Source organism: Pseudomonas sp. P135 (genome assembly GCF_020312125.1).
In the GTDB taxonomy this organism is placed as follows: Bacteria; Pseudomonadota; Gammaproteobacteria; order Pseudomonadales; family Pseudomonadaceae; genus Aquipseudomonas; species Aquipseudomonas fragariae.
The window spans coordinates 377,499-402,774 of record NZ_JAGPYR010000006.1 but is presented as its reverse complement, the minus strand read 5'-3'; the positions used below and the strand labels follow the sequence as shown (position 1 = coordinate 402,774).

The window sequence follows — 25,276 nt, the reverse complement described above, 5'->3', positions numbered from 1 at the left end:
GCCGGGGTTTCAAGTATGTATCATGTGCCTGTCAGTCATTCTTTCAGAACGGTCCACTCTCGTAGCATGTCCTGTTCTCTATAGTCAGCTGACAGGCTCCCTTCTCCTGCAAATAGCGCCCCCCAATGAACCCTCCCTCTCGCACACAGTCGCATACTCACGCTATTCTCTCGCCCTGATCACGTCCGCATCCGGCAGTCGCACAAGGAGTCTGCATGCCCGTTCGTATTTCAAGACTGGTTACGTTCGGTCTGGCCGCTGCCTTGGCGGCGCTGGCGGGCTGTGGCGAGGAAAAACCGGCGGCGCCCGAACTGCCCAGGGTTTACGTGCAGACGGTAAAAAGTGCCGACTTCGCCGCCAGTGTCGCCCTGACCGGTGATGTTCAGGCGCGGGTGCAGACCCGCCTGTCTTTCCGGGTCAATGGCAAGATCATTCAGCGTAACGTCGATGTGGGCGACCGGGTCACTGCCCGGCAGGTGCTGGCGCGGCTCGATCCGAAGGATCTGCAGACCAATGTCGATTCGGCCGCTGCTGCCGTGGCGGCCGAGCAGGCCCGCGTGAGCCAGTCCCGCGCTGCGTTTGTCCGTCAGCAAAAGCTGCTGCCCAAGGGTTATACCAGTCGCAGCGAATATGACTCGGCCCAGGCCGCCGTGCGTGGCAGCGAGAGTTCGTTGAAAGCGGCGCAGGCGCAACTGGCCAATGCTCGCGAGCAACTGGGTTATACCGCTCTGGTCGCTGACGCGCCGGGTGTGATCACCGCGCGTCAGGCTGAAGTCGGGCAAGTGGTGCAGGCCACCATGCCGATTTTCGATCTGGCGCGCGACGGTGATCGCGATGCGGTGTTCAATGTCTACGAGTCGCTGTTCGTTCAGCCGCCGACCAATCAGGCCGTGCAGGTCACGTTGCTCGATAACCCGAACATCAAGGTCAGCGGCAAAGTGCGCGAAGTGACCCCGGCGGTGTCGGCGCAGACCGGTACCTTGCAGATCAAGATTGCCCTGGACCCGCTGCCGGAAGGCATGGACCTGGGCTCGGTGGTCAGCGTGGCGCTGAGCGCACCGGCCAACGCCAGTGTCGAGTTGCCATGGGCGGCGCTGACCAAGGACCTCGGCGAACAGTTGGGCAAGCCTGCCGTATGGGTGGTGGACGAGCAGGGCAAGGTCAATCTGCGCAAGGTCACCGTTACCCGTTACCTGACGTCCAAAGTCATCATTGGCGACGGGCTCAAGAGTGGAGAGAAAGTTGTGGTGGCAGGCGGACAGTTGTTACACCCGGACATGCAGGTCGACATTGCCGAACAGCCCAAACCACAGAATGCACAGGTGCAGCCATGAAGCGTCGGTCATGTCTGTTGCTGGGCAGCCTGCTGTTGAGCGGCGTTTTATTGAGTGGCTGTGGCAAAGATGAAGCACCTCCCGAGCCGGTGCGTCCCGTCGTGTTTGTCGAAGTCCGGCCTGAGTCGAATCAGGATTTCGGGCGTTTCGCCGGCAATATCCAGGCGCGTTATCAAAGTGTGCTGGGCTTTCGTGTCGCGGGGCGCATTGCCCGGCGCGATGTTGACGTAGGCGCTGAAGTCAAGAAAGGCGACTTGCTGGCAACCCTCGATCCGACCGATCAGCAGAACACGGTGCGTGCCCGGCAGGGCGACCTGGCCAATGTTCAGGCGCAGTTGATCAACGCCCAGGCCAATGCTCGGCGCCAGCAGGAGCTGTTCGATCGCGGCGTCGGTGCCCAGGCGCAACTGGACATCGCCCTGACCGACCTGAAGACCGCCAGCTCGTCGCAGGAGCAGGCCAAAGCCGCGGCTCAACAGGCCCGCGACCAATTAAGCTACAGCGAGCTGCGCAGTGATCACGATGCGGTGGTTACCGAGTGGAAAGTCGAAGCCGGACAGGTGGTGACAGCCGGTCAGGAAGTCGTGACCCTGGCGCGGCCGGACATCAAGGAAGCGGTGATCGACCTGCCCGATACATTGGCCGACCAGTTACCGTCCGACGTGGTCTTCACCGTCGCCAGTCAGCTCAATCCGGAAGTGAACACCACTGCCACCATTCGCGAAATCGAACCCCAGGCCGACCGCACCACACGTACGCGCCGTGCGCGTCTGTCGCTGGCGCAAACGCCAGCGGCGTTCCGGCTGGGCACGGCCATCAGCGTGACGCTCAGCTCGACCATCACGCCGCGCATGCGTCTGCCGATCAATGCCCTGCAGGAAGTCGATGGCAAACGCCAGGTCTGGATCGTCGACTCGCAGAGCCAGACGGTGAACCCCAGAGCGGTGACTATTGCCAGCCGTGACAGCGACTCCTTCGTGCTGACCGATGGCGTCAAAGCGGGTGAAAAAGTGGTGAGCGCGGGCGTCAACAGCCTCAAGCCGGGCCAGAAAGTCAAAGTCGATGAGGAAAGCCCGCGATGAAAGGAAATTTCAATCTGTCCGAGTGGGCCATCAAGCATCAGTCGTTCGTCTGGTACCTGATGTTCGTCGCGCTGTTGATGGGCGTGTTTTCCTACATGAAGCTGGGCCGCGAGGAAGACCCATCCTTCACCATCAAGACCATGATTATCCAGACCCGCTGGCCGGGCGCGACGGTGGACGAGACCCTCGAGCAGGTCACCGACCGGATCGAGAAGAAGCTCGAAGAGCTGGACTCGCTGGACTACGTGAAGAGCTATACCCGACCGGGCGAGTCCACGGTTTTCGTGTACTTGCGTGATACGACCAATGCCAAGGCGATACCGGAAATCTGGTATCAGGTGCGCAAGAAAGTCGATGACATCCGTGGCCAGTTCCCGCAGGGGCTGCAAGGCCCGTCGTTCAACGACGAGTTCGGCGATGTGTACGGCTCGATCTATGCGTTTACCGCCGACGGTTTCTCGATGCGTCAGTTGCGTGACTACGTCGAGAAGGTTCGCGCCGACATCCGTGACGTGCCCGGCCTGGGCAAGGTCGAGATGATCGGTCAGCAGGACGAAGTGCTGTACCTGAACTTCTCGACACGCAAACTCGCGGCATTGGGCATCGATCAGAGCCAGGTGGTGCAAAGCCTGCAATCGCAGAACGCGGTGACGCCCGCCGGGGTGATCGAAGCCGGGCCGGAGCGGATCTCGGTACGCACCTCCGGGCAGTTCGCTTCCGAGAAGGATCTGGCTGCCGTCAATCTGCGCATCAATGACCGTTTTTACCGTCTGAGCGACATTGCTGACATCACCCGTGGCTACACCGATCCGCCCAAGCCGCTGTTCCGCTTCGATGGCAAACCGGCGATCGGCCTGGCCATCGCGATGCAGAAGGGCGGCAATATCCAGTCGTTCGGCAAGGCGCTGCATGAACGTATGGACGCTACGACGGCGGAGCTGCCAGTCGGCATTGGCGTGCACAAGGTGTCGGATCAGGCCGAAGTGGTGAACAAGGCCGTGGGCGGCTTCACCAGCGCGTTGTTCGAGGCGGTGATTATCGTGCTGTTGGTCAGCTTCGTCAGCCTCGGGTTTCGCGCGGGGTTGGTGGTCGCGTGCTCGATTCCGCTGGTACTGGCGATGGTGTTTGTGTTCATGGAATACAGCGGCATCACCATGCAACGGATTTCCCTCGGCGCACTGATCATCGCCCTCGGCCTGCTGGTGGATGACGCCATGATTACCGTGGAAATGATGGTCACACGGCTGGAAATGGGGGAATCCAAGGAGCAGGCCGCGACGTACGCCTACACCTCGACCGCGTTCCCGATGCTCACCGGTACGCTGGTGACCGTGGCCGGCTTTGTGCCGATCGGTCTGAACAACAGCTCGGCGGGGGAATACACCTTCACGCTGTTTGCCGTGATTGCCGTGGCGATGCTGGTGTCGTGGGTGGTTGCCGTGTTGTTTGCGCCGGTGATCGGCGTGCACATTCTGAGCGCCAACATCAAGCCCAAATCCGAAGAGCCGGGGCGCATAGGCCGGGCATTCAACGGCAGCATGCTCTGGGCCATGCGTCATCGCTGGCTGGCGATTGCCATCACGGTCGGGTTGTTCGCTGCATCGCTGTTCTCCATGCAGTTCGTGCAGAACCAGTTCTTCCCGTCTTCGGACCGCCCGGAAATTCTGGTCGACCTGAACCTGCCACAGAACGCCTCGATCAACGAAACGCGCAAGCTGGTCGATCGTTTTGAAGCGAGCCTCAAGGACGATCCGGACATCGAGCGCTGGAGCACCTACATCGGCCAGGGCGCGTTGCGTTTCTACCTGCCGCTCGATCAGCAACTGGAAAATCCGTTTTACGCCCAGCTGGTCATTGTCAGCAAAGGCCTGGAAGAGCGCGGCGCGTTGACTGCCCGTCTGCAAAAGCGCCTGCGTGATGACTTCGTCGGCATCGGGTCGTATGTGCAGGCGCTGGAAATGGGCCCGCCGGTGGGTCGTCCGTTGCAGTATCGCGTCAGCGGCGAGAACATCGACAAGGTGCGTCAGCACGCCATCGAGCTGGCCACGCTGCTTGATCACAACCCACATGTGGGCGAAGTGATCTACGACTGGAACGAGCCGGGCAAGGTGCTGCGCATCGACATCAACCAGGACAAGGCCCGGCAGCTGGGTCTGTCGTCCGAGGACGTCGCCAAGCTGATGAACAGCGTGGTCAGCGGCTCTACCGTGACTCAGGTGCGTGATGACATCTACCTGATCAACGTGGTCGGACGTGCTGAAGACGCCGAGCGGGGTACGCCGGAAACCCTGCAGAACCTGCAAATCGTGACACCGACCGGCACGTCGATCCCGCTGCTGGCGTTTGCCACGGTCGGTTACGAGCTGGAGCAGCCATTGGTCTGGCGCCGCGATCGCAAGCCGACCATCACTGTGAAAGGCGCCGTCCGCGACGCGATTCAGCCGACTGATCTGGTCAAGCAGTTGCAACCGGAAATCGACAAGTTTGCCGCGGGTCTGCCGGTCGGCTACAAGGTTGCAACCGGCGGTACGGTCGAAGAAAGCAGCAAGGCACAGGGGCCGATTGCCAGCGTTGCGCCGCTGATGCTGTTCCTCATGGCGACGTTCCTGATGATTCAGTTGCACAGCATTCAGAAGATGTTCCTGGTGGCCAGTGTCGCGCCCCTCGGCCTGATAGGCGTGGTGCTTGCGCTGATCCCGACGGGGACGCCGCTGGGGTTCGTGGCGATTCTCGGGGTGCTGGCGCTGATCGGCATCATCATCCGCAACTCGGTGATTCTGGTGACCCAGATCGATGCCTATGAGAAAAGTGGTTATCTGCCGTGGGACGCCGTGGTCGAAGCCACCGAGCATCGTCGTCGTCCGATCCTGCTGACCGCGGCCGCGGCCAGCCTGGGCATGATTCCAATCGCCCGTGAGGTGTTCTGGGGGCCGATGGCCTACGCCATGATCGGCGGCATCATCATCGCCACGCTGCTGACCCTGCTGTTCCTGCCCGCGTTGTACGTGGCCTGGTACCGCATCAAGGAGCCGACCGACGAACAGCGTCGCGAAGCGGCTGACAAGGATGAAGGCGAGCACGCGCAGCCGGCGCATTGAGTCTGGCGTGCCCTGCCGCCTGTGACAGGGGGCAGGGCTGCTGACGCGGTAATCAGTCGTTCCCGTCGGCGTCTTCGGCGTCGATCGTGGACAGGCTGAGGTTGGCGAACCGTACAGGGCCGTACGGTGAGGCCAGTCTTGAGTTTGAAAACGCGAGGATAAAAGCTTCTGACGGAGCCGATATGTTCAGGAAGAAGTCCTCAAGCAATTCTCCGAACTTGATATCGCCGGAAATGTGTTCCCATTGCTGGGTTGCGAGGCCGATGACCGGGGATAGATTCATCGCGCCTTCCTGATTGTAGCCACCCACGGCTATAACAAAAAGCACCTCATCCAGGCGCAGGTCTGCGCTCATCACATCGAATTCGATATGCAGGGTCTTCGTCCGCAGATCGACGATGGACTGGCTGATTGCCACTCCAATGTTCAGTTTAATGCTTTGACCTGCGCCTTCCCCCATCGGCTTGAAGTCTGGCTCAAAGTCCTCCGGTGTTACCCAGTGGGCAAGGCCGTCGCTGAAGTCGCCGTTCTGCACATATTCATTCGCCATGATCAGTTCCTTTGATCGGTTGATGTCAGGTCCATTGTCAGCCGTATGCAAGTACTGCTGTGCAACGATGCTAAAGCTTGCGTGGCCAGGGCGATACTGTCAGAAGTGACAGTACACCGGCTTCACAACGCCGGACATCACTGACGCCGCCAGACACTTGCCAGCCATGGTTGCTGCTCCCTCGGCAGCCCGGCGGGACGGTAGTAGTGCTCCAGTTCGACAAAGCCGGCTTCGGTCAGCAATTTTCGCCATGATTCCAGGTCGTGATAAGCGCCGTAACGTTCGCCGTTCCAGCCTTCCTGATTCTCACCGCGCGGATTGGAGCTGAACAGCACGCCGCCCGGTTTGAGCGTGGCATGCAACTGACGCAGGACGCGCGGCAGCTCCTGTTTGGGGATGTGGAATAACACTGCATTGGCGAAGAGGCCATCGAAGCGGCCTTGCGGCAGGTCGAGTTCGAGGAAGTTTTGCTGCAACACTTCGCAGCCGGTCTCGGCGCGGGCCATCTCGGCGAAACGTTCGGAGCCGTCGAGCCCGACCGCCACATGGCCCATCGCGGTAAACGCCTTCAGATCACGCCCCGGCCCGCAGCCGAAGTCGAGAATCTGCCAGGGCGTCGGTCCTTCGATATGGCGCAGCAGCGCGTCGATATTCTGGCTGACGTCGTGGTCGCGGGTGCCTGCGCGGAAGTCGTCGGCCACACTGTTGTAGTTGCCGAGGGTCGCGGCGGTGATCTGCGCAAGGGTCTGTGGGTCGAGTTTCATCAAGGGCGGTCCGGTAAGGGAAGACTGCCAATATACCCTCGCTGCGTGGCGGCTGCTCAGCGCCTGTCGAAGCTGCGTGCCAATCGGTCGCCGCCCAGTTGCACCAGCGCGACGACCGCAACCAGCAAGACGATCACGGTCAGCATCACCTGCGTGTCGAAGCGCTGATAGCCATAGCGATAGGCAATATCGCCCAACCCGCCTGCGCCGATGGCACCGGCCATGGCCGATGAATTGATCATGGTCACCAAGGTAATGGTGAAGCCGCCGACGATGCCGGGCCGCGCTTCCGGCAGCAGCACATGCCAGATGATGTGCCAGCGCCGACAGCCCATCGCCTGCGCCGCCTCGACCAGGCCGTGATCGACTTCGCGCAGGCTGACTTCGGCGATCCGCGCAAAGAATGGCGTGGCGGCAATGGTCAGCGGCACGACCGCTGCCCAGACCCCATAGGTGGTGCCGACAATCATCCGGGTGAACGGAATCAGTGCGACCATCAGGATCAAGAACGGAATCGAGCGAAACAGGTTCACGAAGCCGCCCAGCACGCGGTTGATCCCCGGTGCTGCGTAGATGCCGCCTTTGGAACTGGTCACCAGAATCACCGCCAGCGGGATGCCCAGCAGCAGTGCGATCAATGACGACACACCGACCATCAGGAAGGTATCGAGGGTGCCTTGCAGCAAGCGATCAACCCACATAACCCAATACCTCCGCGCGTGGCGCCAGTGTGCGGGCGCGCGCCAGTAGCTCGTCCCGACTGTGTGGCGAGCCGGCAACCGACAGAATGAGATGCCCGATGGCCCGGTCCTGAATGCGCTCGACGCCGCCTTGCAGCAACTCCACCTTGCCGCCCAGTGCCGTGAACAGCGCCGCCAGATCCGGCCCTTCAGCGCTGACGCCGGTGAAATGCACGTCCAGCAGCAGGGCCGCATCGGGTCGTTGCGGCTGATCGCTCAGGCGCTCGGCCCACTCTTTCGGCAGTCCGGTTTGCAGCGGCGCCAGCAGGGTTTTGCTGACGTCGTGCTGCGGGTCGCCAAACACCTGCCATACCGGCCCCTGCTCGACGATTCGTCCCTGTTCCAGCACCACGACGCGGTGACAGATATCACGGATGACCGCCATTTCATGGGTGATCAGCACGATGGTCAGGCCCAGGCGCTGGTTGATCTCGCGCAGCAGGCCGAGGATCGACTGGGTGGTTTCCGGGTCCAGTGCCGAAGTGGCTTCGTCGCACAACAGAATCGCCGGGTCGTGCACCAGCGCGCGAGCGATGCCGACACGCTGTTTCTGCCCGCCGGACAGTTGCGCGGGATACGCCTTGTGCTTGTCCTGCAACCCCACCAGCTCCAGCAACTGCGCGACCTTGCGCGCGCGTTGCTCCCTGGGCACGCCGGCGACCTTGAGCGGCAGTTCGACGTTCTGCCAGACGGTCTTGGCGGACATCAGGTTGAAGTGCTGGAAGATCATGCCGATGCGTCGGCGCAGCTCCACCAGCTTGTCTTCGTTGAACTCGCCGATGTCCACCTGATCGATCAATACGCGACCGTTGCTCGGTTGCTCCAGGCGATTGATGGTGCGGATCAACGAGGATTTGCCTGCGCCGCTGCGGCCGATGATGCCGAAGATCTCGCCGTGCTGGACGGCCAGATCGATATTGCCCAGCGCCTCCACCGGGCCTTGCTTGCCGTGATAGGTCTTGCCCAGGTTGATGAAGCGCACATGCGCGCGATTCAGCTCCGGATGCAGCTCGGCCTGTTGCGCCCGTTGACCTGCGCCCGTTGTGTCGAGTGGCCGTTGGCGTTGTGCGGTTGCGGTCATTCTTTCCACCCGGCCTGGTAAAGCTTGCCGTTGACCTTGTCCAGTGAGGCGCGGACGACCGGCGAGTGCTGATAAATGTCGACGAATTTCGCCAGACGCGGATCATCCTTGTGGTCAGGCTTGATCACGAACTGAATCACGTATTCCGGGTGATCCAGACCGTCGAACAGGATCGCCGAGTCGGCGGGAAAGGTCTTGGCCAGACGGATGTAGGCGGGGTAGCCCTGCACCAGATCGGCATCGTCGTAGGCTCGCACCAGTTGCACGGCTTCGACCTGAATGAGCTTGAGTTTTTTCGGGTTGGCGGTGATGTCTTCCTCGGTGGCCTTGTAACCAACACCTTCCTTGAGCGTGACCAGCCCGGCCTTGGCCAACAGTTGCAGGCCGCGTCCGCTGTTGATCGGGTCATTGGCGATGGCCACTGTAGCGCCGGTCGGCAGTTCGTCGAAGCGCTTGTACTTCTTCGAGTACAGACCCACGTTGTTGATGATTCCCGGGGCGTAGGGCACCAGGCCGAACCCGGCGGCTTCGTTGGCATTGGTCAGAAACGGGATGTGCTGAAAGTAGTTCACGTCGATATCGCCAGCAGCGAGGCTGACGTTGGGCGCGATCCAGTCGGTGAACTCTACCAGCTCGACCTTCAGGCCCTGCCTGGCGGCTTCTTCGACAGCGGCTTCCAGCGGTATGGCGAAAGCTGCCGTGGTGCCGACCTTCAGGGGTTTGTCGTCGGCGTAAGCGGTCAGGGTCAACAGGCCGAGGGCCAGTGCAGCGAGTGTTTTGCTCATGATGCGGTCCTTTTAAAAATCCCTAAGTCTCGTCCCCACGCCTTGTGCTTATCGCTCCCACAAGGCCTGTGTACAACGCCAAGCGCTTCAGCGTGGGGGCGCATGTCGTCATCAAATACGGCGGCGTGCCGCCCCCGCAGCGCATCGGTCCTGTGGGAGCGAGCTTGCTCGCGAATAGGCCAGTGCAGACACAAAAAACAGGGCGTCTGGACAATCGCTTTCGCGAGCAAGCTCGCTTCCACAAAGCCTGTGCACAACGCCAAGCGCTTCAGCGTTGGGGCGCATGTCGTCATCAACTACGGCGGTGTGCCGCCCCCGCAGCGCATCGGTCCTGTGGGAGCGAGCTTGCTCGCGAAGAGGCCAGTGCAGCCACAGAAAACAGGGCGTCTGGACAATCGCTTTCGCGAGCAAGCTCGCTCCCACAAAGCCTGTGCACAACGCCAAGCGCTTCAGCGTGGGCGCGCATGTCGTCATCAAATACGGCGGCGTGCCGTCCCCGCAGCACATCGGTCCTGTGGGAGCCAACTTGCTCGCGAATAGGCCAGTGCAGACACAAAAAACAGGGCGTCTGGACAATCGCTTTCGCGAGCAAGCTCGCTCCCACAAAGCCTGTGTACAACGCCAAGCGCTTCAGCGTGGGGGCGCATGTCGTCATCAAATACGGCGGCGTGCCGTCCCCGCAGCGCATCGGTCCTGTGGGAGCGAGCTTGCTCGCGAATAGGCCAGTGCAGCCACAGAAAACAGGGCGTCTGGACAATCGCTTTCGCGAGCAAGCTCGCTCCCACAAGGCCTGTGTACAACGCCAAGCGCTTCAGCGTTGGGGCGCATGTCGTCATCAGATACGCCGGTGTGCCGCCCCCGCAGCGCATCGCTCCCACAAAGCCTGTGTACAACGCCAAGCGCTTCGGCGTGGGGCGCATGTCTTCATCAAATATGTCGGTGTGCCGCCCCCGCATGCCGTTGCGGTAAACGGTCGGTGCCTTGCGGAAACAGTTTTTTGCGCAAGCTGCCCTCCTGGTAAGCAGTCTTGTAAGACCCACGGCGTTGCAGCTCCGGGATCACCAGATCAATGAAGTCCTCGTAACTTTCCGGGGTGACGATGCGGGTCAGGTTGAAGCCGTCCAGGCCGGTTTCCTCGATCCACGATTCCAGCTCGTCGGCGACCTGTTCGGGCGAGCCGATCAAGGTGATGTAACGGCCGCCCAAGGCGTGCTGGTCGAGCAGTTTCTGGCGCGTCCAGTCGTTGTTTTTCAGGTTTTTGGTCGCGGACTGAATGGCGTTGTTTTTCACGTACTGAATGGGTTCGTCCAGTTCGTACTGAGAAAAATCGATGCCCGTAGATGCGGCGAAGTGCGCCACGCCAGCTTCGGCGCTGGCATGGCGGCGGTATTCGGCGTGTTTCTCCCGAGCCAGTGCTTCAGTGGCGGCGACGATCACGTTCAGGCCCATGAACACCTTGATGTCCTCCGGGTTGCGCCCGGCCTGCACGGCACTGGCGCGCACCTTGTCGACCTGCTCGCGGGTCGCGGCCTTGTTCTGCCCGCTGATGAACACGCACTCGGCGTTCTGTCCGGCAAACTGCAGGCCGCGCTCCGAGCTGCCAGCCTGAAACAGCACCGGCGTGCGTTGCGGCGACGGTTCGCAGAGGTGATAACCCTCGACCTGATAGAACTCGCCCTGATGCCGGACCTTGTGGACCTTGCCTGGCTGGGCGTAGACGCGTTGCTCGCGGTCGTTGATCACGGCATCGTCTTCCCAGCTGCCTTCCCAGAGCTTGTAAAGCACCTCCAGGTACTCGTCGGCCTGATCGTAACGGCGGTCATGTTCGTTCTGCTCGCTGAGGCCCATGGCCCGCGCTGCGCTGTCGAGGTAACCGGTGACGATGTTCCAGCCCACCCGGCCACGGCTCAGGTGATCCAGTGTCGACATGCGCCTGGCGAACAGATAGGGCGCGTCGTAGGTCAGGTTGGCGGTCAGGCCGAAGCCCAGGTGTCTGGTGACCCCGGCCATGGCCGAGACCAGCAGCAGCGGGTCGTTGACCGGTAACTGGATCGCCTCCTTGAGGGTGACGTCCACCGAGTTCTGATAGACGTCATACACGCCCACGATGTCGGCGATGAACAGGCCGTCGAACAGCCCGCGTTCCAGCAGTTTTGCCAGCTCAGTCCAGTATTCCAGGCTGTTGAATTGCGTCGAGGTGTCGCGTGGATGGGTCCACAGGCCATGGTTGATATGGCCGATGCAGTTCATGTTGAACGCATTGAGGAGGATCTTTTTACGCGCCATCAGATCGTTCCCCGCAGGGGCGGGTTAGTCTCATTGAGGTAGTAATTGCCGATGGCGTGAAACTTCCAGCGCACCGGGTCATGCAGCGTATGCACGCGCGCATTGCGCCAGTGGCGATCCAGGCCGTGTTCCGCCAGTGTGGATTGACTGCCCGCCAGCTCGAACAGCGTGCTGCCGGCTGCCAGGGAAATCTCCGTGCTGATGGCGCGCGCTTCGGCCACGGCTATCGAGGCGGCGGCGACGGTCTCGGCATTGCTGTCGGCCTGAGCGACATCCAGAAATTCCCCGGCGCGCTCGAGCAGTGCTTCGGCGGCATGCAGGCGAATACCCAGCTTGCCGAAGCTGTGCAGGGTCAGCGGGTCGTCCACGGCCTTTTCGATGCCCGAATCGATCCATGGCCGGGTACGCGTCTGCACGAACGTCAGGGCGTCCTCGAAGGCCGCTCGGGCAATGCCGGTGTCGATCGCAGCGTGGAGAATCTGCGCCAGCGGCCCGACCGTGGTAGGGCGCTGGAAGGCGCTCTGGAACGGCACCACATCGTTGGCGCTGACATACACATTGTCGAACACCACCGAGCCACTGCCGGTGGTGCGCTGCCCGAAACCGCTCCAGTCGTCGATGACGCTCAGCCCCTCGCTGTCGTGCGGCACGAACACCAGTTGCTGCACACCTTCATCGTCAATCACCGAGGTGGGGATACGTTGCGCATACAGCGCGCCGGTGGCGTAGAACTTGCGGCCGTTGATGCGATAACCGTCCCCGTCGCGGCTCAGGCGAGTGGTGCGGTCATGTGCGGTTCTGGTCCCCAGTTCGGCCAGCGCATTGCCGAAGCGTAAGCCCGCCAGTGCCTCGGCGTACAAGCGCGCCTGTTGCTGCGGACTGCCGTTCACACGCAGCACTTCCAGAGCGTAAAAATGGTTTTGTGGAATCTGACCCAGCGAGCCATCGGCTTCGGAAATCAGCTGGATCACCTTGGCCAGGGTGACATTGGAAACACCTGCGCCGCCGAACGCTTGCGGCACACTGATGCCCCACAGACCGGACTGGCTGAACAGGTCGAGTTCGGCATGCGGCAAACGGCGCTCGCGATCGCGTTGCGCGCTGTCGGTTTTCAATTGCAGGGCCAGTTCGCGGGCTATATGCAGGGCCTGAGCGTCACTGGTGATCAGCGCTGCGTTATCGCGCGCTTTTGGGTTGGAACTCATGAAGGGGTTTCTCCAGTGGTCTGGTTCAGATCCAGGAATGGCGAGCAGGCAGGGTGCCGTTCAAATGCCAGGTGCCGACCGCGTGGTATTTCCAGCGCACCGGGTCATGCAGGGTGTGGACGCGCGCGTTGCGCCAGTGGCGGTCGAGATTGAACTCGGCCAGGGTCGCGCGGCTGCCGGCCAGTTCGAACAGCTTCTCGCTGGCCAGCAGCGAGATTTCGGTAGTCAGTACCTTGGCCCGCGCGACCGCGATGGAGGCGCGGGCTGCCGAGTGCTCATCGATGGGGGCAGCGCTGATCTCGTCGAGCTCCTGACCCGCCTCGCGCAGCAGCGCTTCTGCCGCGTGCAGTTCGAGTTTCAGCTTGCCGATGTCGGCAATCACGTAGAGGTCATCGCTGGCGCGCTCGACATTGGCGTCGACCCACGGGCGGGATTTCTCGCGTACAAAGGCAATCGCATCGTCGATGGCGCCGCGCGCAATACCCGCGTCGATTGCGGCCTGGATCAGTTGCGAAACGGCGCCCTGAATGTTCGGCGTCAGGGACAGGCGCCAGTTATCGACCACCAGCCCGGCGTCCACCGGCACGTTGTCGAGCAGCACCGTGCCGCTGGCGGTTGTGCGCTGGCCAAAGCCCGACCAGTCATCAACGATGCGCAGGCCCGGTGTGCCGCGCTCGATGAAGGCCATGATCTGCCGGCCTTGATCATCCAGCGCCTTGACTGCGACCCAATGCGCGAACAGCGCGCCGGTGGAATAGAACTTCTGTCCGGTAATGGCAAGGCGGTCGCCATTGGCGGTGATCCGCGCCTTGAGTTCCAGGGTGTTTTTGGTGCCACGCTCAGGGCCTGCATTGCCGATGCGCCAACCGTCCAGCACGCTCTGGAACAGCGCTTTCTTCTGCTGCTCGGTGGCGCTGCTCTGCAGCAGGTGCAGAATGCCGAACTGGTTTTGCGGAATTTGTCCCAGTGCCGGATCGGCAGCAGAAATGATCCTGAAAACTTCGGCTACCGTGACGAACGATACTTGCGGGCCGCCGTACGCGCGCGGGATGGAAATACTGCCCAGTCCGCTACGGGTGAACTGTTCGATTTCAGCCCATGGCAAGGCGCGTTGTCTGTCGCGATTGGCGGCGTTGACCTGCGCGGCCGCGGCCAGTTCATGGGCTGCTGCAATGGCTTGCGCGTCGTTTTGCAACACGCTGGCCTTCAGCAGGCGGGGGGCAACGTCAGGCTCTTGTGGAGCCTCGACGCTGTGGGCCGCTACCGTCGCCGGATCAGACTCGCGTCGCTCACCGTCAATCGATACGACCCTGGGTTTATCCACAGGGGTAGTTGTGAAAGGGACCATCGGAACCTCGTAGCAGTAGGCCGCATCAGGTGCGGCTGGAAAACATCACGATGTCCGGTGGTCCGGTGTATATACCCTAAGCGTGTATAAAAGTTTTTAAAACGTGCTTTTTGGAATAAGCATAGACAGTTATTGTCAATTGCCACTGCCCGTTCGTGTACTCACCTTGCGTCACGCAAGATGTAAGACGCCTGCGCAGAACCAAGTACGGATGAAACACGGCGGATGCCTGAGCGACGTTGAACTTTCTTACACGCCTGGCCAATGTTTAATACAGGTAATGAGCGTGAATGAATAACGCTTCGTTTTTAGAGTGATCCGTGCGGTGCTGTCTATCAAGCAGTATCGTTAGCGAAGCGGTGTGTTCGACGTGCCGTCCTCAGGCATTCAATGCCCCAGCGGTTGGATCCTTATTATACGGGGTGGTGCCCAGAGCGAGTTGTTGCCTACCCGGTCGATCACACAGTAACTCACTTCCAGCCGTTGCTCGTCTCCGCCTTCGCGTATCAACTCAGGCGGTACAACCAAATCGACCGGCTCACCGATATCGTCGGCGGTGAGCGGCGGCAGGTCCATGCGCAGATCGCCCCAACGTATGGTGATCTCGTCGTGAACAGCCATGTTCAGATAAGGCTCGATGGTCATCGGCAAGCCGCCTTCCAGGTGTCTGCGCGACAGGCCGTGGCGTATGACCGATGGCGCAACATAGAGCGGCGCCAGCCCCTGGTTTTCTTCCGTGCTGGCGCTGACCAGCAGCCCTCCCGGGGCGTCCAGCTTGACCCATAGCTTGCGGCAGGGCGAGGTGACGGGCACTCCGCCGATCTTCATGACCCGGTAGTAGGTTCTCGCCTTGCCATTCTGCAGAAAGCTTTCCGGCACACGTAGGACGACAGGCTTGCCGACGTCAGATGCCTTCAAAATTGTTGACGCGACGTAACAGCCGTCCCAAAACAGTTCGATCAGATCGCCCTCTTCCATGCTGCCGTAGGGGTCCACATGAACGACGAGTTGAGAGGCGTTCCTCACGCCTATGCCATGTCGGCTGGCCAGCGGAACAGCAGGGATCGGCAAGCTCATAGGGCTGGCTTTGCAAGTGTTTTGACTCATGTCGGGGTGCTCCTGATAATCAATAGTTCAAGTAAAGATTCGTCATAAGTTGTCATGTTCAAGTAATAAAATGTGCGGTTCAGGCAGGGGGATAAGTACCTTAAATATCCAAGTTATGGCAAACATTACAAACGGTATGAAATGCGTGCTTGAAACTTTGCGGTCTCACTGGAATGAGTGAAGTCAGTGAGCTAATGGGCTTTGCGGGCACTTGTCAATGTGCGAAGTGCATTTGAGGGTTGTTTACTTGAAAACCGGAGACTTCCTACGCTGTATGTTTGGAACCGTTGACTCCTCACTAAACAACCGTCCTACCACAAAGTATCAATGGCAGCAGGCCGTAACCGACAGGACAACGCACGGAAGGGAAAGTCTGGCAAGACGGGCACACAGCGGCGCAGCCGGCTACGAATCCAGGCGCAAAACGGGCGTACGCTAATTTTATTATTTCGATGATTTTTCGGAAAATTACGCGGGAATTCAGCAAGGATATTGAACGATTAATCCTTCCAGAAATGTAAGAAAAAAGCAGCGCCGCTGAATGGACGCTGCTTTTTGCGCAGGCTGATCGTCCTGATCAGGAGCGGGTACGCTCGAGAAACTGCCTTGTGCGTTCTTCTTTCGGGTTGGCGAACAGCGCTTTGGCTTCGCCTTGCTCCACGATCACTCCCTTGTCGATGAAGATCACCCGGTTGGCAACCTCCCGCGCAAAGCTCATCTCGTGAGTGACGATGACCATGGTGCGCTTCTCTTCAGCCAGAGCGCGGATGGTCGTCAGCACCTCACCGACCAGCTCCGGGTCCAGGGCCGAGGTCGGCTCGTCGAACAGGATCACTTGCGGCTCCATCGCCAGCGCCCGTGCAATCGCCACACGCTGTTGCTGCCCGCCGGACAGGCGTCGCGGGTAAGCGTCTTCCTTGCCGCTCAGGCCGACCTTGGCGAGCAGCTTTCTGCCCAGCGCCTCGGCGGCTTCACGGGCCACCTTCTTGACCACCACCGGGCCTTCGATGACATTTTCCAGAGCGGTGCGATGCGGAAACAGATTGAAGTTCTGAAAGACGAACCCGACCTGCTGACGCAACTGGCGGATCAAACCCTGTTGCTGGTTCATGGAACGGGTGCCATCGATCTCGATGTCACCGACCTTGATCCTCCCGCTGTCAGGCGTTTCAAGCAGATTCAGGCAGCGCAGCAGGGTGGTCTTGCCCGAGCCGCTGGGCCCGATGATGGCCACGACTTCCCCGGCTTCGATACGCAGATCGATGCCCTTGAGCACCTGATTGCCCTTGAATGCCTTGGTGAGTTTTTCAACCACTATCATGTGTCAGGTCTCCAGATCGTGCCGGTTGACCCTGGCTTCCAGCTTGTTTTGCAGGTGCGAGAGCGCCGTGGCAAGGATCCAGTAGATCAGTGCAGCGGCCAGGTACATGGTGAAAATTTCGAAGGTGCGTGCGGTGATCAACTGCGCCTGACGGAACAGCTCTGGCACCTGGATGGTGGCTGCCAGCGCCGTGTCCTTGACCAGCGAGATGAAGCTGTTGCCCAGCGGCGGCAATGCGGTGCGTGCGGCCTGCGGGAGGATCGCCCGACGCATGGTCTGCCAGCGGGTCATGCCGATACTGGCCGCGGCCTCCCACTGGCCGCGCTCCACGGAACTGATGGCCGCGCGCAGGATTTCACAGGCGTAGGCGGCCATATTCAGGGAAAAACCGATCAGTGCAGCGCTCAGCGGCTCAAGCTGGATACCCAGCTCCGGCAGGCCGTAATAAATCACGAACAGCTGCACCAGCAAGGGCGTGCCGCGAAAGAACGACACGTAGATGCGGGCTATCCAGTTCACCGGTTTGATGCGCGAAAGGCGCATCAATGCCAGGCCGAAGCCCAGCAGCAAACCGAAAAACATCCCGCCAAGACTGAGGAATACCGTGTAGTACGCGCCCTTGAGCAGGAAGGGCGCGGAGTCCAGCGCGAGCTGAAGGCTCTCTTCAATCATTGGGTGACGTCAGCGTTGAAGTACTTTTCCGACAGCTTCTTCAGCGTGCCGTCGGCACGCAGTTTGTCGATGGCCTTGTCGATGGCCGCCAGCAATTCAGGCTCGCCTTTACGCAGGGCAATACCCGATGCCTGGCGGGAAAATGCTTCGCCTGCCGGGACGAGTTTGTTTTTTGTCTTGGCAGCCATTTCCAGGGCGGCCAGACGGTCAACGAGGATCGCATCGATACGACCTACGCTCAGGTCCTGGATCTTGCTCGGGTCATCGTCATAGGTTTTGACGATTGCGTCCGGAACGTTCGCCTTGAGCCATTCCTCGTAGTTGGTGCCCAGACCCACGCCCACCTTCTTGCCGCTCAGGTCTTTGGCAGACTTGATGGTGTCTGCGTTCTTCTTCAGAACCAGCGCCTGAATGCCGGACACGGTGTAGGGCTCGGAGAAGTCGTACTTCTTCTTGCGCTCGTCGGAGATGGTCACCTGGTTGATCACCACGTCCAGACGCTTGGAGTCCAGAGCGGCCAGGATGCCATCCCACTTCGACGGCTGGATCTTGGCCTTGACACCCAGTTCCTTGGCCAGCGCTTCGGAAAACTCGACTTCGAAGCCGGTGAGCTTGCCGCTCTCATCCACAAAGCTGAACGGTGGGTAAGTGCCTTCCAGGCCGACATTGAGCGTACCGCTGTCCTTGATTTTCTGCAGTTGCTCGCCAGCCATGGCTTGCCCGGCGATACCGGCACTGAGCATCAAGCCCATTGCCGAAAAAAGAAACGTACGACGAATAGCGGAAATGTTCATGCGAGCCCCTGGTTGGTATGGAAGTGTCTGGCCATTTTCTGACCCGACTCAAGCAACTTCGTGCTGATTATTCAGCTTTTTTCAGGCAGTTAGGTCAGGTGTAAGGTTAAGCGTTGTGCTCTGCCGGGCGCGACTATATAGCCATCTGCTTATGAGGAAAAATAACAAAAAAAGTTATTTCCCCTCCACAAAAGCATAAAGGACCCGTTGGCTAGAACGTCACTGGTCGAACGCATCCGGATAGGCAAACAGCGCTGGCGCACCGCCGGTGTGCAGGAAGATCAGCGGGCCGTCGTTGAAGCGTTGACGGCCGATGCCATCGAGCAGACCGGACATGGCCTTGCCGGTGTAGACCGGGTCAAGCAACAGTCCTTCGTGGCTGGCCACCAGCTTGATGGCTGACAGCGTACCGGCGTTCGGTTCACCGTATCGCGGGGCGAAATACTCATCCCACAGTTCGACCTTGAAGTGTTCAGGCAGCGCAACGCCGAGCAACTCTGCGGTGCGCTCGGCCAGGCCCTGGACCTTGGGCAGCTGTGCTTCTTCACTGCGCGACACGGTCACACCGATGACCGGCAATTGCGGCAGCTCGTGAGCCAGTGCCAACGCCAGGCCGCTGTGCGTGCCGGCACTGCCGGAGGCCAGAACGACAGCCGCAAACTCGGTGCCGGTCTGCTTGATCTGCTCGGCCAGTTCCAGCCCGGCGCGCACATAACCCAGCGCACCCACCGGGCTTGAGCCTCCGATGGGGACCAGATAAGGCTTTTTGCCGCTGGAGCGCAGGCGTGCAGCCAGGGCATGCAGTTGTTCGTCAGCGTTGTCGAGGTATTCCACCAGTTCTACCTTGGCATCGAACAGTTCGAGCAGCAGGCGATTGCCGTTTTTCAGGTAGCTGGGGTCTTCGGTGCCGATGGGATTTTCCAGCAGCGCCACACAGCCAAGGCCCAGACGCGCGGCCAGGGCAGCGGTCTGACGGACATGGTTGGACTGGATGGCACCGGCGGTGATCAGTGTATCGGCACCCTGGGCCAGCGCATCGGCGGCCAGGTACTCGAGTTTGCGCACTTTGTTGCCGCCCAGGGCCAGCGTTGTGGTGTCATCCCGCTTGATGTAGATATCACGATCTGCCCAGATCGACAGGCGCTCGAGCTTTTCCAGAGCCGTTGGCGCGCTGATCAGGTCCAGGCGATTGAAGCGGGCAAGCTGATTTTTGATCATGGTGGTCGATAAGCCGTGTAAAGAGTCACCGGACTATAGGCAGACGTTTCTCGCACGGCAACTTATCTGTGCGCACGGCGCTCTTCGCGTATTCCGACAGAAATTGTTGTTTTTTTCGTCTGAATGTTTGCCGTAGAGTGGTAACAGCAGCGGCCCGTACTGTCGGTCGCCACCCTTCACATCAAGGAGAGTCAAGCGTGAGCGATATTCCAGAAGCGTCCGCCGACGGCCGCTCCAGCCACTGGCAGTTGCAGCGCATCGTCAGCCAGTTGCGTGGCGCGCGTGAAGACTGGCGGGCTCGCAACAGGCGGGTGAGCGGTGAACACGGTGGACGTGAGCTGCCTTCGCGTGCGGCCATGGGCGAGATTCTTGAAGCCTTGAGCGGTGCTCTGTTCCCGATGCGCCTGGGCCCTGTGGACCTGCGTGAGGAAAGCGAGGACTTCTATGTCGGCCATACGCTGGATGTGGCGCTCAACGCGCTGCTGGCTCAGGCCCGGCTTGAATTGCGCTACGTGGCCCATCAGCAGGGCGGTGACCTGAAGAGCATCGATGCGCGGGCGCTCGAGCTGATTCAGGGTTTCGCCATGGCCCTGCCGGGTATTCGTCTGTTGCTGGACACCGACGTGCTGGCTGCCTATCACGGTGACCCAGCGGCGCGCAGTGTCGATGAAGTGCTGCTGTGCTATCCCGGCATTCTGGCGGTGATCCACCATCGTCTGGCGCATTATCTGTATCGCGCCGGTTTGCCGTTGCTGGCGCGTATCAGCTCGGAAATCGCCCATTCTGCGACCGGTATCGATATTCATCCGGGCGCGCAGATCGGCCCGAGCTTCTTTATCGATCACGGGACAGGCGTGGTGATTGGCGAAACCGCGATCATCGGCGAGCGGGTGCGGATCTATCAGGCCGTGACCCTGGGCGCCAAGCGCTTCCCCTCAGACGAGGACGGCCAGTTGCAGAAAGGCCATGCACGGCATCCGATCGTTGAAGACGACGTGGTGATCTACGCTGGCGCGACGATTCTGGGGCGCATCACCATCGGCAAAGGTTCGACCATCGGCGGCAATGTCTGGCTGACGCGCAGCGTACCGGCAGACTGCAACCTGACCCAGGCCAACCTGCTGCAACAGGACGACTGCAGCCGCAAGTAGGCTGCTTTCGCGTCAGATCACCTTCACCGCCCGGCCGATGAACTGAATCGGCCCGGTGGGTTTGCCGATGGGCGAGCCGGTGGATTTCTCCAGTGTCAGCTCGAACAACTGGTTGGGTTGCAGCGGCGGCAGTTTATCCAGCGGCACATGCAGGCTTTGCCCCGGTTTGACCAGCCCAAGCGAAACCGGGCCTTGCCAGTCGTCACCCTTGGTCCAGAACTCCAGTGCCTTGTCGGTCGGAACCTCGAACACGCCCAGCGGGATAAGCTGTATTTCCTGCGAATTACTGGCCTGCACGACCCAGCCAGGCGCCTTGTCCTGCGGCCCTACGAGAACCACCAGATACGACGGTTGCGCCGGTGCGCGGGTCAGCAGCGTCATGCCCAATACCAGCGAAGCAGCCAGGCCGGCCCCGGCGAGGCCGCGCCAGATCGACAGGTTGTCCCACCAGCGCACGCGCGGTCGTTGCGGCGTGCTGGCAGGCGCGGCCATGTCCAGCAGGTTACGTTCGATGCGATCCCACAGGCCAGGCGAGGGCGTTACCGGTTCGGCCAGTCCGGTCAGGGGCTGCAGACGCTGTTCCCAGGCATCGACGGCGGCCCGCAGGTCGGGCTCGCGCGACAGGCGACGCTGTACGTCGAGCCGCTTCTGCCCCGAGAGGGTGCCGAGTACATACTCGCCAGCCAGCTCGTGAATGTTGTCGTCTAAAGGCCGGGTCATCCCATGCACTCCCGCAAAGCCGTCAGGCTGCGCTTGATCCAGGCTTTGACCGTACCCAATGGCGCGCCAATTTTCTGCGCGATTTCCTGATGCGAATAACCGTCTACGTAAGCGTGAAAAATACAGTTGCGTCTTACCGGCTCCAGTTGCTCCAGGCATGACGTGATCCGTCCTGGATTGACCTGCCAATCGAAGGCATCGCCGATTTCCTGCCAGCCTTCCAGTGTCGCCTGTTCATGATGATCTTCACTGCCGTCGTCTTCGACACGCACCTCGCGAGTCGTGTTGCGCAACGTGTTGAGCGCCAGGTGGCGAGTCACGCTGAAGATCCAGCCACGTGCCGAACCACGCGAGGCATCGAAGCTGGCCGCGTGGGACCAGATTTTCAGGAACGCGTCATGCACGATGTCCTCGGCCAGTGCGCGGTCACGCACCAAGCGCTGAGCGACACCGAGCAGTCGGGCGCTTTCCTGTTGATAGAGACGCTGCAAGGCCTGTTTTTCACCGCGAGCGCAGGCCTGCAACGTCGCTTCGTAATCAAAGAGAGATTCGTGCGAAGACAAGATGATCCGCCATCAATGGAAGACTACTGCCTCGTTGACATCACGAGGCTCCCGCGCAGCAGCATAGCCTACTGTTGCACGGTCACCTGATTAAGCGCATTGATCAGCCGGCAGTCCAGAACAGGTAATCAGCCTGATACTTGACCACTTCCTTCGCGCCCTTGTTGCTCTCTGCGCAGGCTTTGGCCGGGGCAACGCCGCCTTTCAGGGCTACACGCTGAATGTAGGTGACGCCGGTCATTGCGCCCTTGCCTTCGGCCGGGTTGGCCTTGACCAGTTGGTACGGCAGGTTGCCAGCGCTCGAAGGGGCCACGGCGACTTGGGTACCGGTTACTTTGGAACCGTCTTTGGCTTCCCAGGTAGCAGGCGGGCCGTAGTAGGTGCCGACCTGTTTGCCGCTCTTGTCGTTGAGCACTGCTTTGGGGCCGACGAACGCCCACTCCATTTCGTTGGGCATGTTGGCCTTGGCGCGGCACTCGTAGGTGATCTCGCCAACCCCGGTGGTTTGCATGCCGACCTTGTTGCCAGCCGGCACACGGACGCTTTCGGGGAGGTCGGTCTGAGCCATGGCAACGGACGACAGGCAAGTGAAGGCCAGAGTAGTACCAGCAAGGCAGAGCAAGCGTTTTGCGTTCATGCAGAAATCTCCAGAAGGTTTAACCGCGCTCAGCAACTCGAAGTGGCTGCTGAATGTACTACCCGCGAGAAACCCGTCTGGATGCAGTGATTTGAAAATATTTTTTCAGGGCCTGCTGAAACGGCTGCGCAGCAACACAATTCCGGCAATTGCGGCCAGCCCCGAGCCGATCAGTACGCCGACCTTCACCTCGTCGATCAGGTGTTGCGAGCCGGGGAACGCCAGGTTGCCGATGAACAGGCTCATGGTGAAACCGATGCCGCACAGAATCGCCACGCCGTACAGTTGCACCCAGTTGCTGCCTTCCGGCAATACCGCCAGCCCGGCGCGGATGGCCAGCACGGCGGCGAGAAACACGCCGATCTGCTTGCCCACGAACAGCCCCAGCGCAACGCCCAGCGGCACAGGATCGACCAGATTGCCCAGAGTAATGCCAGCCAGCGACACGCCAGCGTTGGCAAAACCAAAGATCGGCACCACGGCGAAGGCCACCCAGTAGTGCATCTTTTCTTCGAGGAACAGCAGTGGCGAGCGGGCTTCTTCCTCGGGCTTGCCCATCGGGATGCACAACGCCAGGGCGACACCGGCCAGCGTGGCGTGTACGCCCGATTGCAGGACGAAAAACCACAGCAGCGCGCCAAGCAGCAGATAGGGCAGCAAACGACGCACGTTCAAACGGTTCATGACGATCAGCACCGCCAGTGTCACGAAGGCGGCGGCCAGCATCGGCAGGTTCAGACCGGAGCTGTAAAAGAAGGCGATGATGGTCACGGCGCCCAGATCGTCGAGGATCGCAAGTGCGGCCAGAAAGACCTTCAGCGAGGTCGGCACCCGATTGCCGAGCAGCGACAGCACGCCGAGGGCGAAGGCGATGTCGGTGGCTGCCGGGATCGCCCAGCCGCTCAGGGTCTGCGGATTACCCCAATTGATCGCGATGTAGATCAGCGCCGGCACCAGCATGCCGCCGGCCGCCGCAAAGCCGGGCAGGGCACGTTGCCCCCAGCTCGCCAGACCACCGGCGAGGACTTCACGCTTGATCTCCAGGCCGACCATCAGGAAGAAGATCGCCATCAGTCCGTCGTTGATCCACAGCTCGACCGAGAGGCCCAGCCAGACGCTGTGCAGGATCGAGAAATAGCCGGCAGAAAGCGGCGAGTTGGCAACGATCAAGGCCGCCAGCGCAGCCGCCATCAACACGATGCCGCCGGCCGATTCGGAGGCGAGGAAGCGGGCGAGGATGGCAATGCCTCTCGGCGTTTCCCGGTTCGGAACTTGAGTCATGGTCGTCCTTGAACGCAAAGCTGTTTTTATAAGGTGTGCAGACAGGCGCTTACTGGCCTGTGGCGGTGAGCTCGATCAGGCAGCAACGGCTGGCGCGCGGTGATTGCAGTTCGAGTTCAAGCAGACCGCCAGCGTTGTCCACCTGAGCGCAGTCGTGTTTGCCGAGGATTTCCCACGGCTGACTGTCGACGCTGATCGCCACTTGCTCGGCCATGCTGAACAGCACCAGAGTACTGGCTGAACTGAACAGGCGTTGCGGGTGACGCACGTCTATCCAGTGCAAGCGTGCAGTGTAGCGGTGTGGGGCGTAGATCAGGTTGAAATCGCGAATCGGCCCGTCCAGCAAGGTGCAATTGACCTGACTGTCACCGCTGAATGCAAACGGGTCCGATGGCAGCAGCGGGCGACTGCTGAGGCCATCCACGTCCAGCGTCATGCCCGCGCCCTGCAGGACGGTGATGATGCGCTGATAACCGGCGAACACCGAAAAACCGCCCGAGGTTTCGATGTCGGCAATCGACAGCCGCCAGCCGAAACCGTCCAGGTCCTGGCCTGCGTCGCGAGCGATCTCTTCAGTGCTGCCTCCGCCGTTCTTCCACGGCATGCGCGGGTAGTCTGCGGCGCGCAAAATGCGGGTCTGGCTCATTTGGTAAAGCGTCCTTCCAGGCGATGGCGGGAGCCGGGATGGATCAGGCGCGCAGCGGTGACCGGCTGACGACCTGACCAGGTACGGCGGCGAATCAGCAGGCAGGGTTCTCCGGCCTCAATCTGCAACAGCCTGCATTCATCGGCTTCGGCGAGAATCGCCTCGACCACGTGCTCGCCTTCGGTGAGTGGCGCAACCTGCGACAGGTAGGCGTAAGGCGTCTGCAGGGTGAAGTCCTGCCGGAGGTAGTCCGGAGCGACCTGGGCGTTCACGAAGCGGTCCTCGATCTGCACCGGAATGTCGTTCTCGTAATGCACGATCAGCGAGTGGAAGACCCGCTGGCCTTCGCGCATGTCCAGCGCCAGGGCGCGTTCGGAGCCAGCGGCTTCCTCCTTGAGGACCATGACCTTGCAGGTGTGGCGATGACCGCGTGCGGCGATCTCGTCGGCAATGTTGTGCACTTCGAACAGCGCCGACTGGCTCTTGGGCTCGGCGACAAAGGTGCCGACGCCCTGCATGCGCACCAGCAGGCCCTCGGCGGTCAGCTCGCGCAGTGCCCGGTTTATGGTCATGCGGCTGAAACCCAGTTGCGTCACCAGCTCGCTTTCCGACGGCACACGATGGTGCGGCGGCCAGGTGCCGTTCTGGATCTGCAAGGCGATCATCTGTTTCACGCGGGCGTACAAGGGTGCGGGACTTTCGCCCATCTGGGCTGCCAGGGAAGAAGCGGCGGGCGGAGTCGACACGTGGGAGTCCTTGTTGTTCGAGACAGTGTTTTCGAGTGCGTTCAGACGCTGCAAAGCGCTCACGCTAACCATTAACCTGCTGCTCGGCAAGCATGCAGAAGGTTTACCGGTCGCTTAAACGTCTGTATATGTATATACAAATTACAG

General features: G+C 60.8%; 23 protein-coding genes. 4 read left to right on the top strand and 19 right to left on the bottom strand.

What is annotated here, in order from left to right; genetic code table 11:
- Positions 1-215 precede the first annotated feature (215 nt).
- Genes KBY08_RS12505 through KBY08_RS12495 form a run of 3 tightly spaced genes read left to right on the top strand, consistent with a single transcriptional unit; the run spans position 216 to position 5,514 of the window.
- Entirely contained in the window at positions 216-1,334 is a 1,119-nt protein-coding gene (locus KBY08_RS12505; RefSeq protein ID WP_011266337.1) for an efflux RND transporter periplasmic adaptor subunit, read from the top strand.
- Positions 1,331-2,416, top strand: a complete 1,086-nt coding sequence (locus tag KBY08_RS12500; RefSeq protein WP_024639257.1) for an efflux RND transporter periplasmic adaptor subunit — start codon at positions 1,331-1,333, stop codon at positions 2,414-2,416. Before KBY08_RS12505 ends, KBY08_RS12500 begins: the two co-directional genes overlap by 4 nt.
- A complete protein-coding gene (locus tag KBY08_RS12495; protein WP_024661043.1) occupies positions 2,413-5,514 on the top strand; it encodes an efflux RND transporter permease subunit in 3,102 nt (1,033 codons plus the stop codon). The genes KBY08_RS12500 and KBY08_RS12495 overlap by 4 nt, the downstream gene beginning before the upstream one ends.
- A 52-nt stretch (positions 5,515-5,566) precedes the next feature.
- Here the strand turns inward: KBY08_RS12495 and KBY08_RS12490 are convergent, their stop codons facing one another.
- The 13 genes from KBY08_RS12490 to KBY08_RS12430 all read right to left on the bottom strand — a co-directional run bounded on the left by KBY08_RS12490 (position 5,567) and on the right by KBY08_RS12430 (position 19,385).
- On the bottom strand, positions 5,567-6,064 hold the full coding sequence (locus KBY08_RS12490) for a hypothetical protein (RefSeq protein ID WP_024661044.1): 498 nt from the start codon (positions 6,062-6,064) through the stop codon (positions 5,567-5,569).
- A gap of 137 nt (positions 6,065-6,201) precedes the next feature.
- Positions 6,202-6,828: a class I SAM-dependent methyltransferase gene (locus tag KBY08_RS12485; RefSeq protein WP_024661045.1), complete on the bottom strand. Its 627-nt coding sequence runs from the start codon at positions 6,826-6,828 to the stop codon at positions 6,202-6,204.
- 56 nt (positions 6,829-6,884) lie between these two features.
- Positions 6,885-7,529 (bottom strand): methionine ABC transporter permease, encoded by a 645-nt coding sequence (locus KBY08_RS12480; RefSeq protein WP_003403166.1) that lies wholly within the window; start codon positions 7,527-7,529, stop codon positions 6,885-6,887.
- Positions 7,519-8,649, bottom strand: a complete 1,131-nt coding sequence (locus KBY08_RS12475) for a methionine ABC transporter ATP-binding protein (protein ID WP_024642255.1) — start codon at positions 8,647-8,649, stop codon at positions 7,519-7,521. The genes KBY08_RS12480 and KBY08_RS12475 overlap by 11 nt, the downstream gene beginning before the upstream one ends.
- Positions 8,646-9,434, bottom strand: coding sequence for a MetQ/NlpA family ABC transporter substrate-binding protein (locus KBY08_RS12470; RefSeq protein ID WP_024642254.1), 789 nt, complete (start codon positions 9,432-9,434; stop codon positions 8,646-8,648). The genes KBY08_RS12475 and KBY08_RS12470 overlap by 4 nt, the downstream gene beginning before the upstream one ends.
- Before the next feature lie 927 nt (positions 9,435-10,361).
- Entirely contained in the window at positions 10,362-11,720 is a 1,359-nt protein-coding gene (locus KBY08_RS12465) for an LLM class flavin-dependent oxidoreductase (RefSeq protein WP_024640799.1), read from the bottom strand.
- Positions 11,720-12,925 (bottom strand): SfnB family sulfur acquisition oxidoreductase, encoded by a 1,206-nt coding sequence (locus tag KBY08_RS12460; RefSeq protein ID WP_024640800.1) that lies wholly within the window; start codon positions 12,923-12,925, stop codon positions 11,720-11,722. Before KBY08_RS12460 ends, KBY08_RS12465 begins: the two co-directional genes overlap by 1 nt.
- A 25-nt stretch (positions 12,926-12,950) precedes the next feature.
- Positions 12,951-14,123 carry an SfnB family sulfur acquisition oxidoreductase gene (locus tag KBY08_RS12455; protein WP_024661047.1) on the bottom strand — a complete coding sequence of 391 codons (1,173 nt, stop codon included), beginning with the start codon at positions 14,121-14,123 and terminating at the stop codon, positions 12,951-12,953.
- Positions 14,124-14,660: 537 nt separating this feature from the next.
- Positions 14,661-15,380: a hypothetical protein gene (locus KBY08_RS12450; RefSeq protein ID WP_003403135.1), complete on the bottom strand. Its 720-nt coding sequence runs from the start codon at positions 15,378-15,380 to the stop codon at positions 14,661-14,663.
- 577 nt (positions 15,381-15,957) lie between these two features.
- Positions 15,958-16,701, bottom strand: a complete 744-nt coding sequence (tcyN, locus tag KBY08_RS12445; protein WP_024639247.1) for an L-cystine ABC transporter ATP-binding protein TcyN — start codon at positions 16,699-16,701, stop codon at positions 15,958-15,960.
- A 3-nt stretch (positions 16,702-16,704) separates the two neighbouring features.
- On the bottom strand, positions 16,705-17,373 hold the full coding sequence (gene tcyL / locus KBY08_RS12440; protein WP_003403129.1) for a cystine ABC transporter permease: 669 nt from the start codon (positions 17,371-17,373) through the stop codon (positions 16,705-16,707).
- Positions 17,370-18,167: a cystine ABC transporter substrate-binding protein gene (gene tcyJ, locus KBY08_RS12435; protein ID WP_024661048.1), complete on the bottom strand. Its 798-nt coding sequence runs from the start codon at positions 18,165-18,167 to the stop codon at positions 17,370-17,372. Before tcyJ ends, tcyL begins: the two co-directional genes overlap by 4 nt.
- A 219-nt stretch (positions 18,168-18,386) precedes the next feature.
- Positions 18,387-19,385: a D-cysteine desulfhydrase gene (locus tag KBY08_RS12430; protein WP_111522130.1), complete on the bottom strand. Its 999-nt coding sequence runs from the start codon at positions 19,383-19,385 to the stop codon at positions 18,387-18,389.
- A 197-nt stretch (positions 19,386-19,582) separates the two neighbouring features.
- Between KBY08_RS12430 and epsC the strand changes: the two genes are divergently transcribed.
- Complete coding sequence (gene epsC, locus KBY08_RS12425) at positions 19,583-20,536, top strand: serine O-acetyltransferase EpsC (RefSeq protein ID WP_003414200.1); 954 nt, start codon at positions 19,583-19,585, stop codon at positions 20,534-20,536.
- Positions 20,537-20,548: 12 nt separating this feature from the next.
- Here epsC and KBY08_RS12420 read toward each other — a convergent pair whose 3' ends face one another.
- The 6 genes from KBY08_RS12420 to hutC form a co-directional block, all read right to left on the bottom strand.
- Positions 20,549-21,256 (bottom strand): anti-sigma factor domain-containing protein, encoded by a 708-nt coding sequence (locus KBY08_RS12420; protein WP_011266350.1) that lies wholly within the window; start codon positions 21,254-21,256, stop codon positions 20,549-20,551.
- Positions 21,253-21,819 carry a sigma-70 family RNA polymerase sigma factor gene (locus KBY08_RS12415; RefSeq protein WP_011266351.1) on the bottom strand — a complete coding sequence of 189 codons (567 nt, stop codon included), beginning with the start codon at positions 21,817-21,819 and terminating at the stop codon, positions 21,253-21,255. Before KBY08_RS12415 ends, KBY08_RS12420 begins: the two co-directional genes overlap by 4 nt.
- A gap of 103 nt (positions 21,820-21,922) precedes the next feature.
- Positions 21,923-22,456: a DUF3455 domain-containing protein gene (locus KBY08_RS12410; RefSeq protein ID WP_024661050.1), complete on the bottom strand. Its 534-nt coding sequence runs from the start codon at positions 22,454-22,456 to the stop codon at positions 21,923-21,925.
- A gap of 105 nt (positions 22,457-22,561) precedes the next feature.
- Positions 22,562-23,737, bottom strand: coding sequence for a Na+/H+ antiporter NhaA (gene nhaA, locus KBY08_RS12405; protein WP_032655501.1), 1,176 nt, complete (start codon positions 23,735-23,737; stop codon positions 22,562-22,564).
- Between the two features lie 49 nt (positions 23,738-23,786).
- The gene (locus tag KBY08_RS12400) at positions 23,787-24,383 is read right to left on the bottom strand and encodes a HutD family protein (protein WP_024640805.1); all 597 of its coding nucleotides are present in this window, start codon (positions 24,381-24,383) and stop codon (positions 23,787-23,789) included.
- Complete coding sequence (gene hutC / locus KBY08_RS12395) at positions 24,380-25,090, bottom strand: histidine utilization repressor (RefSeq protein WP_161420743.1); 711 nt, start codon at positions 25,088-25,090, stop codon at positions 24,380-24,382. Before hutC ends, KBY08_RS12400 begins: the two co-directional genes overlap by 4 nt.
- Positions 25,091-25,276 lie beyond the last annotated feature (186 nt).

What these genes read in the sequence shown, in the direction of transcription:
- KBY08_RS12475 (WP_024642255.1), bottom strand. Translation starts at nt 8,649, where the DNA reads ATGACCGCAACCGCACAACGCCAACGGCCACTCGACACAACGGGCGCA.
- KBY08_RS12430 (WP_111522130.1), bottom strand. Translation starts at nt 19,385, where the DNA reads ATGATCAAAAATCAGCTTGCCCGCTTCAATCGCCTGGACCTGATCAGC.
- tcyL (WP_003403129.1), bottom strand. Translation starts at nt 17,373, where the DNA reads ATGATTGAAGAGAGCCTTCAGCTCGCGCTGGACTCCGCGCCCTTCCTG.
- KBY08_RS12410 (WP_024661050.1), bottom strand. Translation starts at nt 22,456, where the DNA reads ATGAACGCAAAACGCTTGCTCTGCCTTGCTGGTACTACTCTGGCCTTC.
- KBY08_RS12505 (WP_011266337.1), top strand. Translation starts at nt 216, where the DNA reads ATGCCCGTTCGTATTTCAAGACTGGTTACGTTCGGTCTGGCCGCTGCC.
- KBY08_RS12490 (WP_024661044.1), bottom strand. Translation starts at nt 6,064, where the DNA reads ATGGCGAATGAATATGTGCAGAACGGCGACTTCAGCGACGGCCTTGCC.
- tcyJ (WP_024661048.1), bottom strand. Translation starts at nt 18,167, where the DNA reads ATGAACATTTCCGCTATTCGTCGTACGTTTCTTTTTTCGGCAATGGGC.
- KBY08_RS12480 (WP_003403166.1), bottom strand. Translation starts at nt 7,529, where the DNA reads ATGTGGGTTGATCGCTTGCTGCAAGGCACCCTCGATACCTTCCTGATG.
- KBY08_RS12470 (WP_024642254.1), bottom strand. Translation starts at nt 9,434, where the DNA reads ATGAGCAAAACACTCGCTGCACTGGCCCTCGGCCTGTTGACCCTGACC.
- KBY08_RS12465 (WP_024640799.1), bottom strand. Translation starts at nt 11,720, where the DNA reads ATGGCGCGTAAAAAGATCCTCCTCAATGCGTTCAACATGAACTGCATC.
- KBY08_RS12450 (WP_003403135.1), bottom strand. Translation starts at nt 15,380, where the DNA reads ATGAGTCAAAACACTTGCAAAGCCAGCCCTATGAGCTTGCCGATCCCT.
- KBY08_RS12495 (WP_024661043.1), top strand. Translation starts at nt 2,413, where the DNA reads ATGAAAGGAAATTTCAATCTGTCCGAGTGGGCCATCAAGCATCAGTCG.
- KBY08_RS12485 (WP_024661045.1), bottom strand. Translation starts at nt 6,828, where the DNA reads ATGAAACTCGACCCACAGACCCTTGCGCAGATCACCGCCGCGACCCTC.
- KBY08_RS12420 (WP_011266350.1), bottom strand. Translation starts at nt 21,256, where the DNA reads ATGACCCGGCCTTTAGACGACAACATTCACGAGCTGGCTGGCGAGTAT.
- KBY08_RS12460 (WP_024640800.1), bottom strand. Translation starts at nt 12,925, where the DNA reads ATGAGTTCCAACCCAAAAGCGCGCGATAACGCAGCGCTGATCACCAGT.
- nhaA (WP_032655501.1), bottom strand. Translation starts at nt 23,737, where the DNA reads ATGACTCAAGTTCCGAACCGGGAAACGCCGAGAGGCATTGCCATCCTC.
- tcyN (WP_024639247.1), bottom strand. Translation starts at nt 16,701, where the DNA reads ATGATAGTGGTTGAAAAACTCACCAAGGCATTCAAGGGCAATCAGGTG.
- KBY08_RS12500 (WP_024639257.1), top strand. Translation starts at nt 1,331, where the DNA reads ATGAAGCGTCGGTCATGTCTGTTGCTGGGCAGCCTGCTGTTGAGCGGC.
- hutC (WP_161420743.1), bottom strand. Translation starts at nt 25,090, where the DNA reads ATGGGCGAAAGTCCCGCACCCTTGTACGCCCGCGTGAAACAGATGATC.
- KBY08_RS12400 (WP_024640805.1), bottom strand. Translation starts at nt 24,383, where the DNA reads ATGAGCCAGACCCGCATTTTGCGCGCCGCAGACTACCCGCGCATGCCG.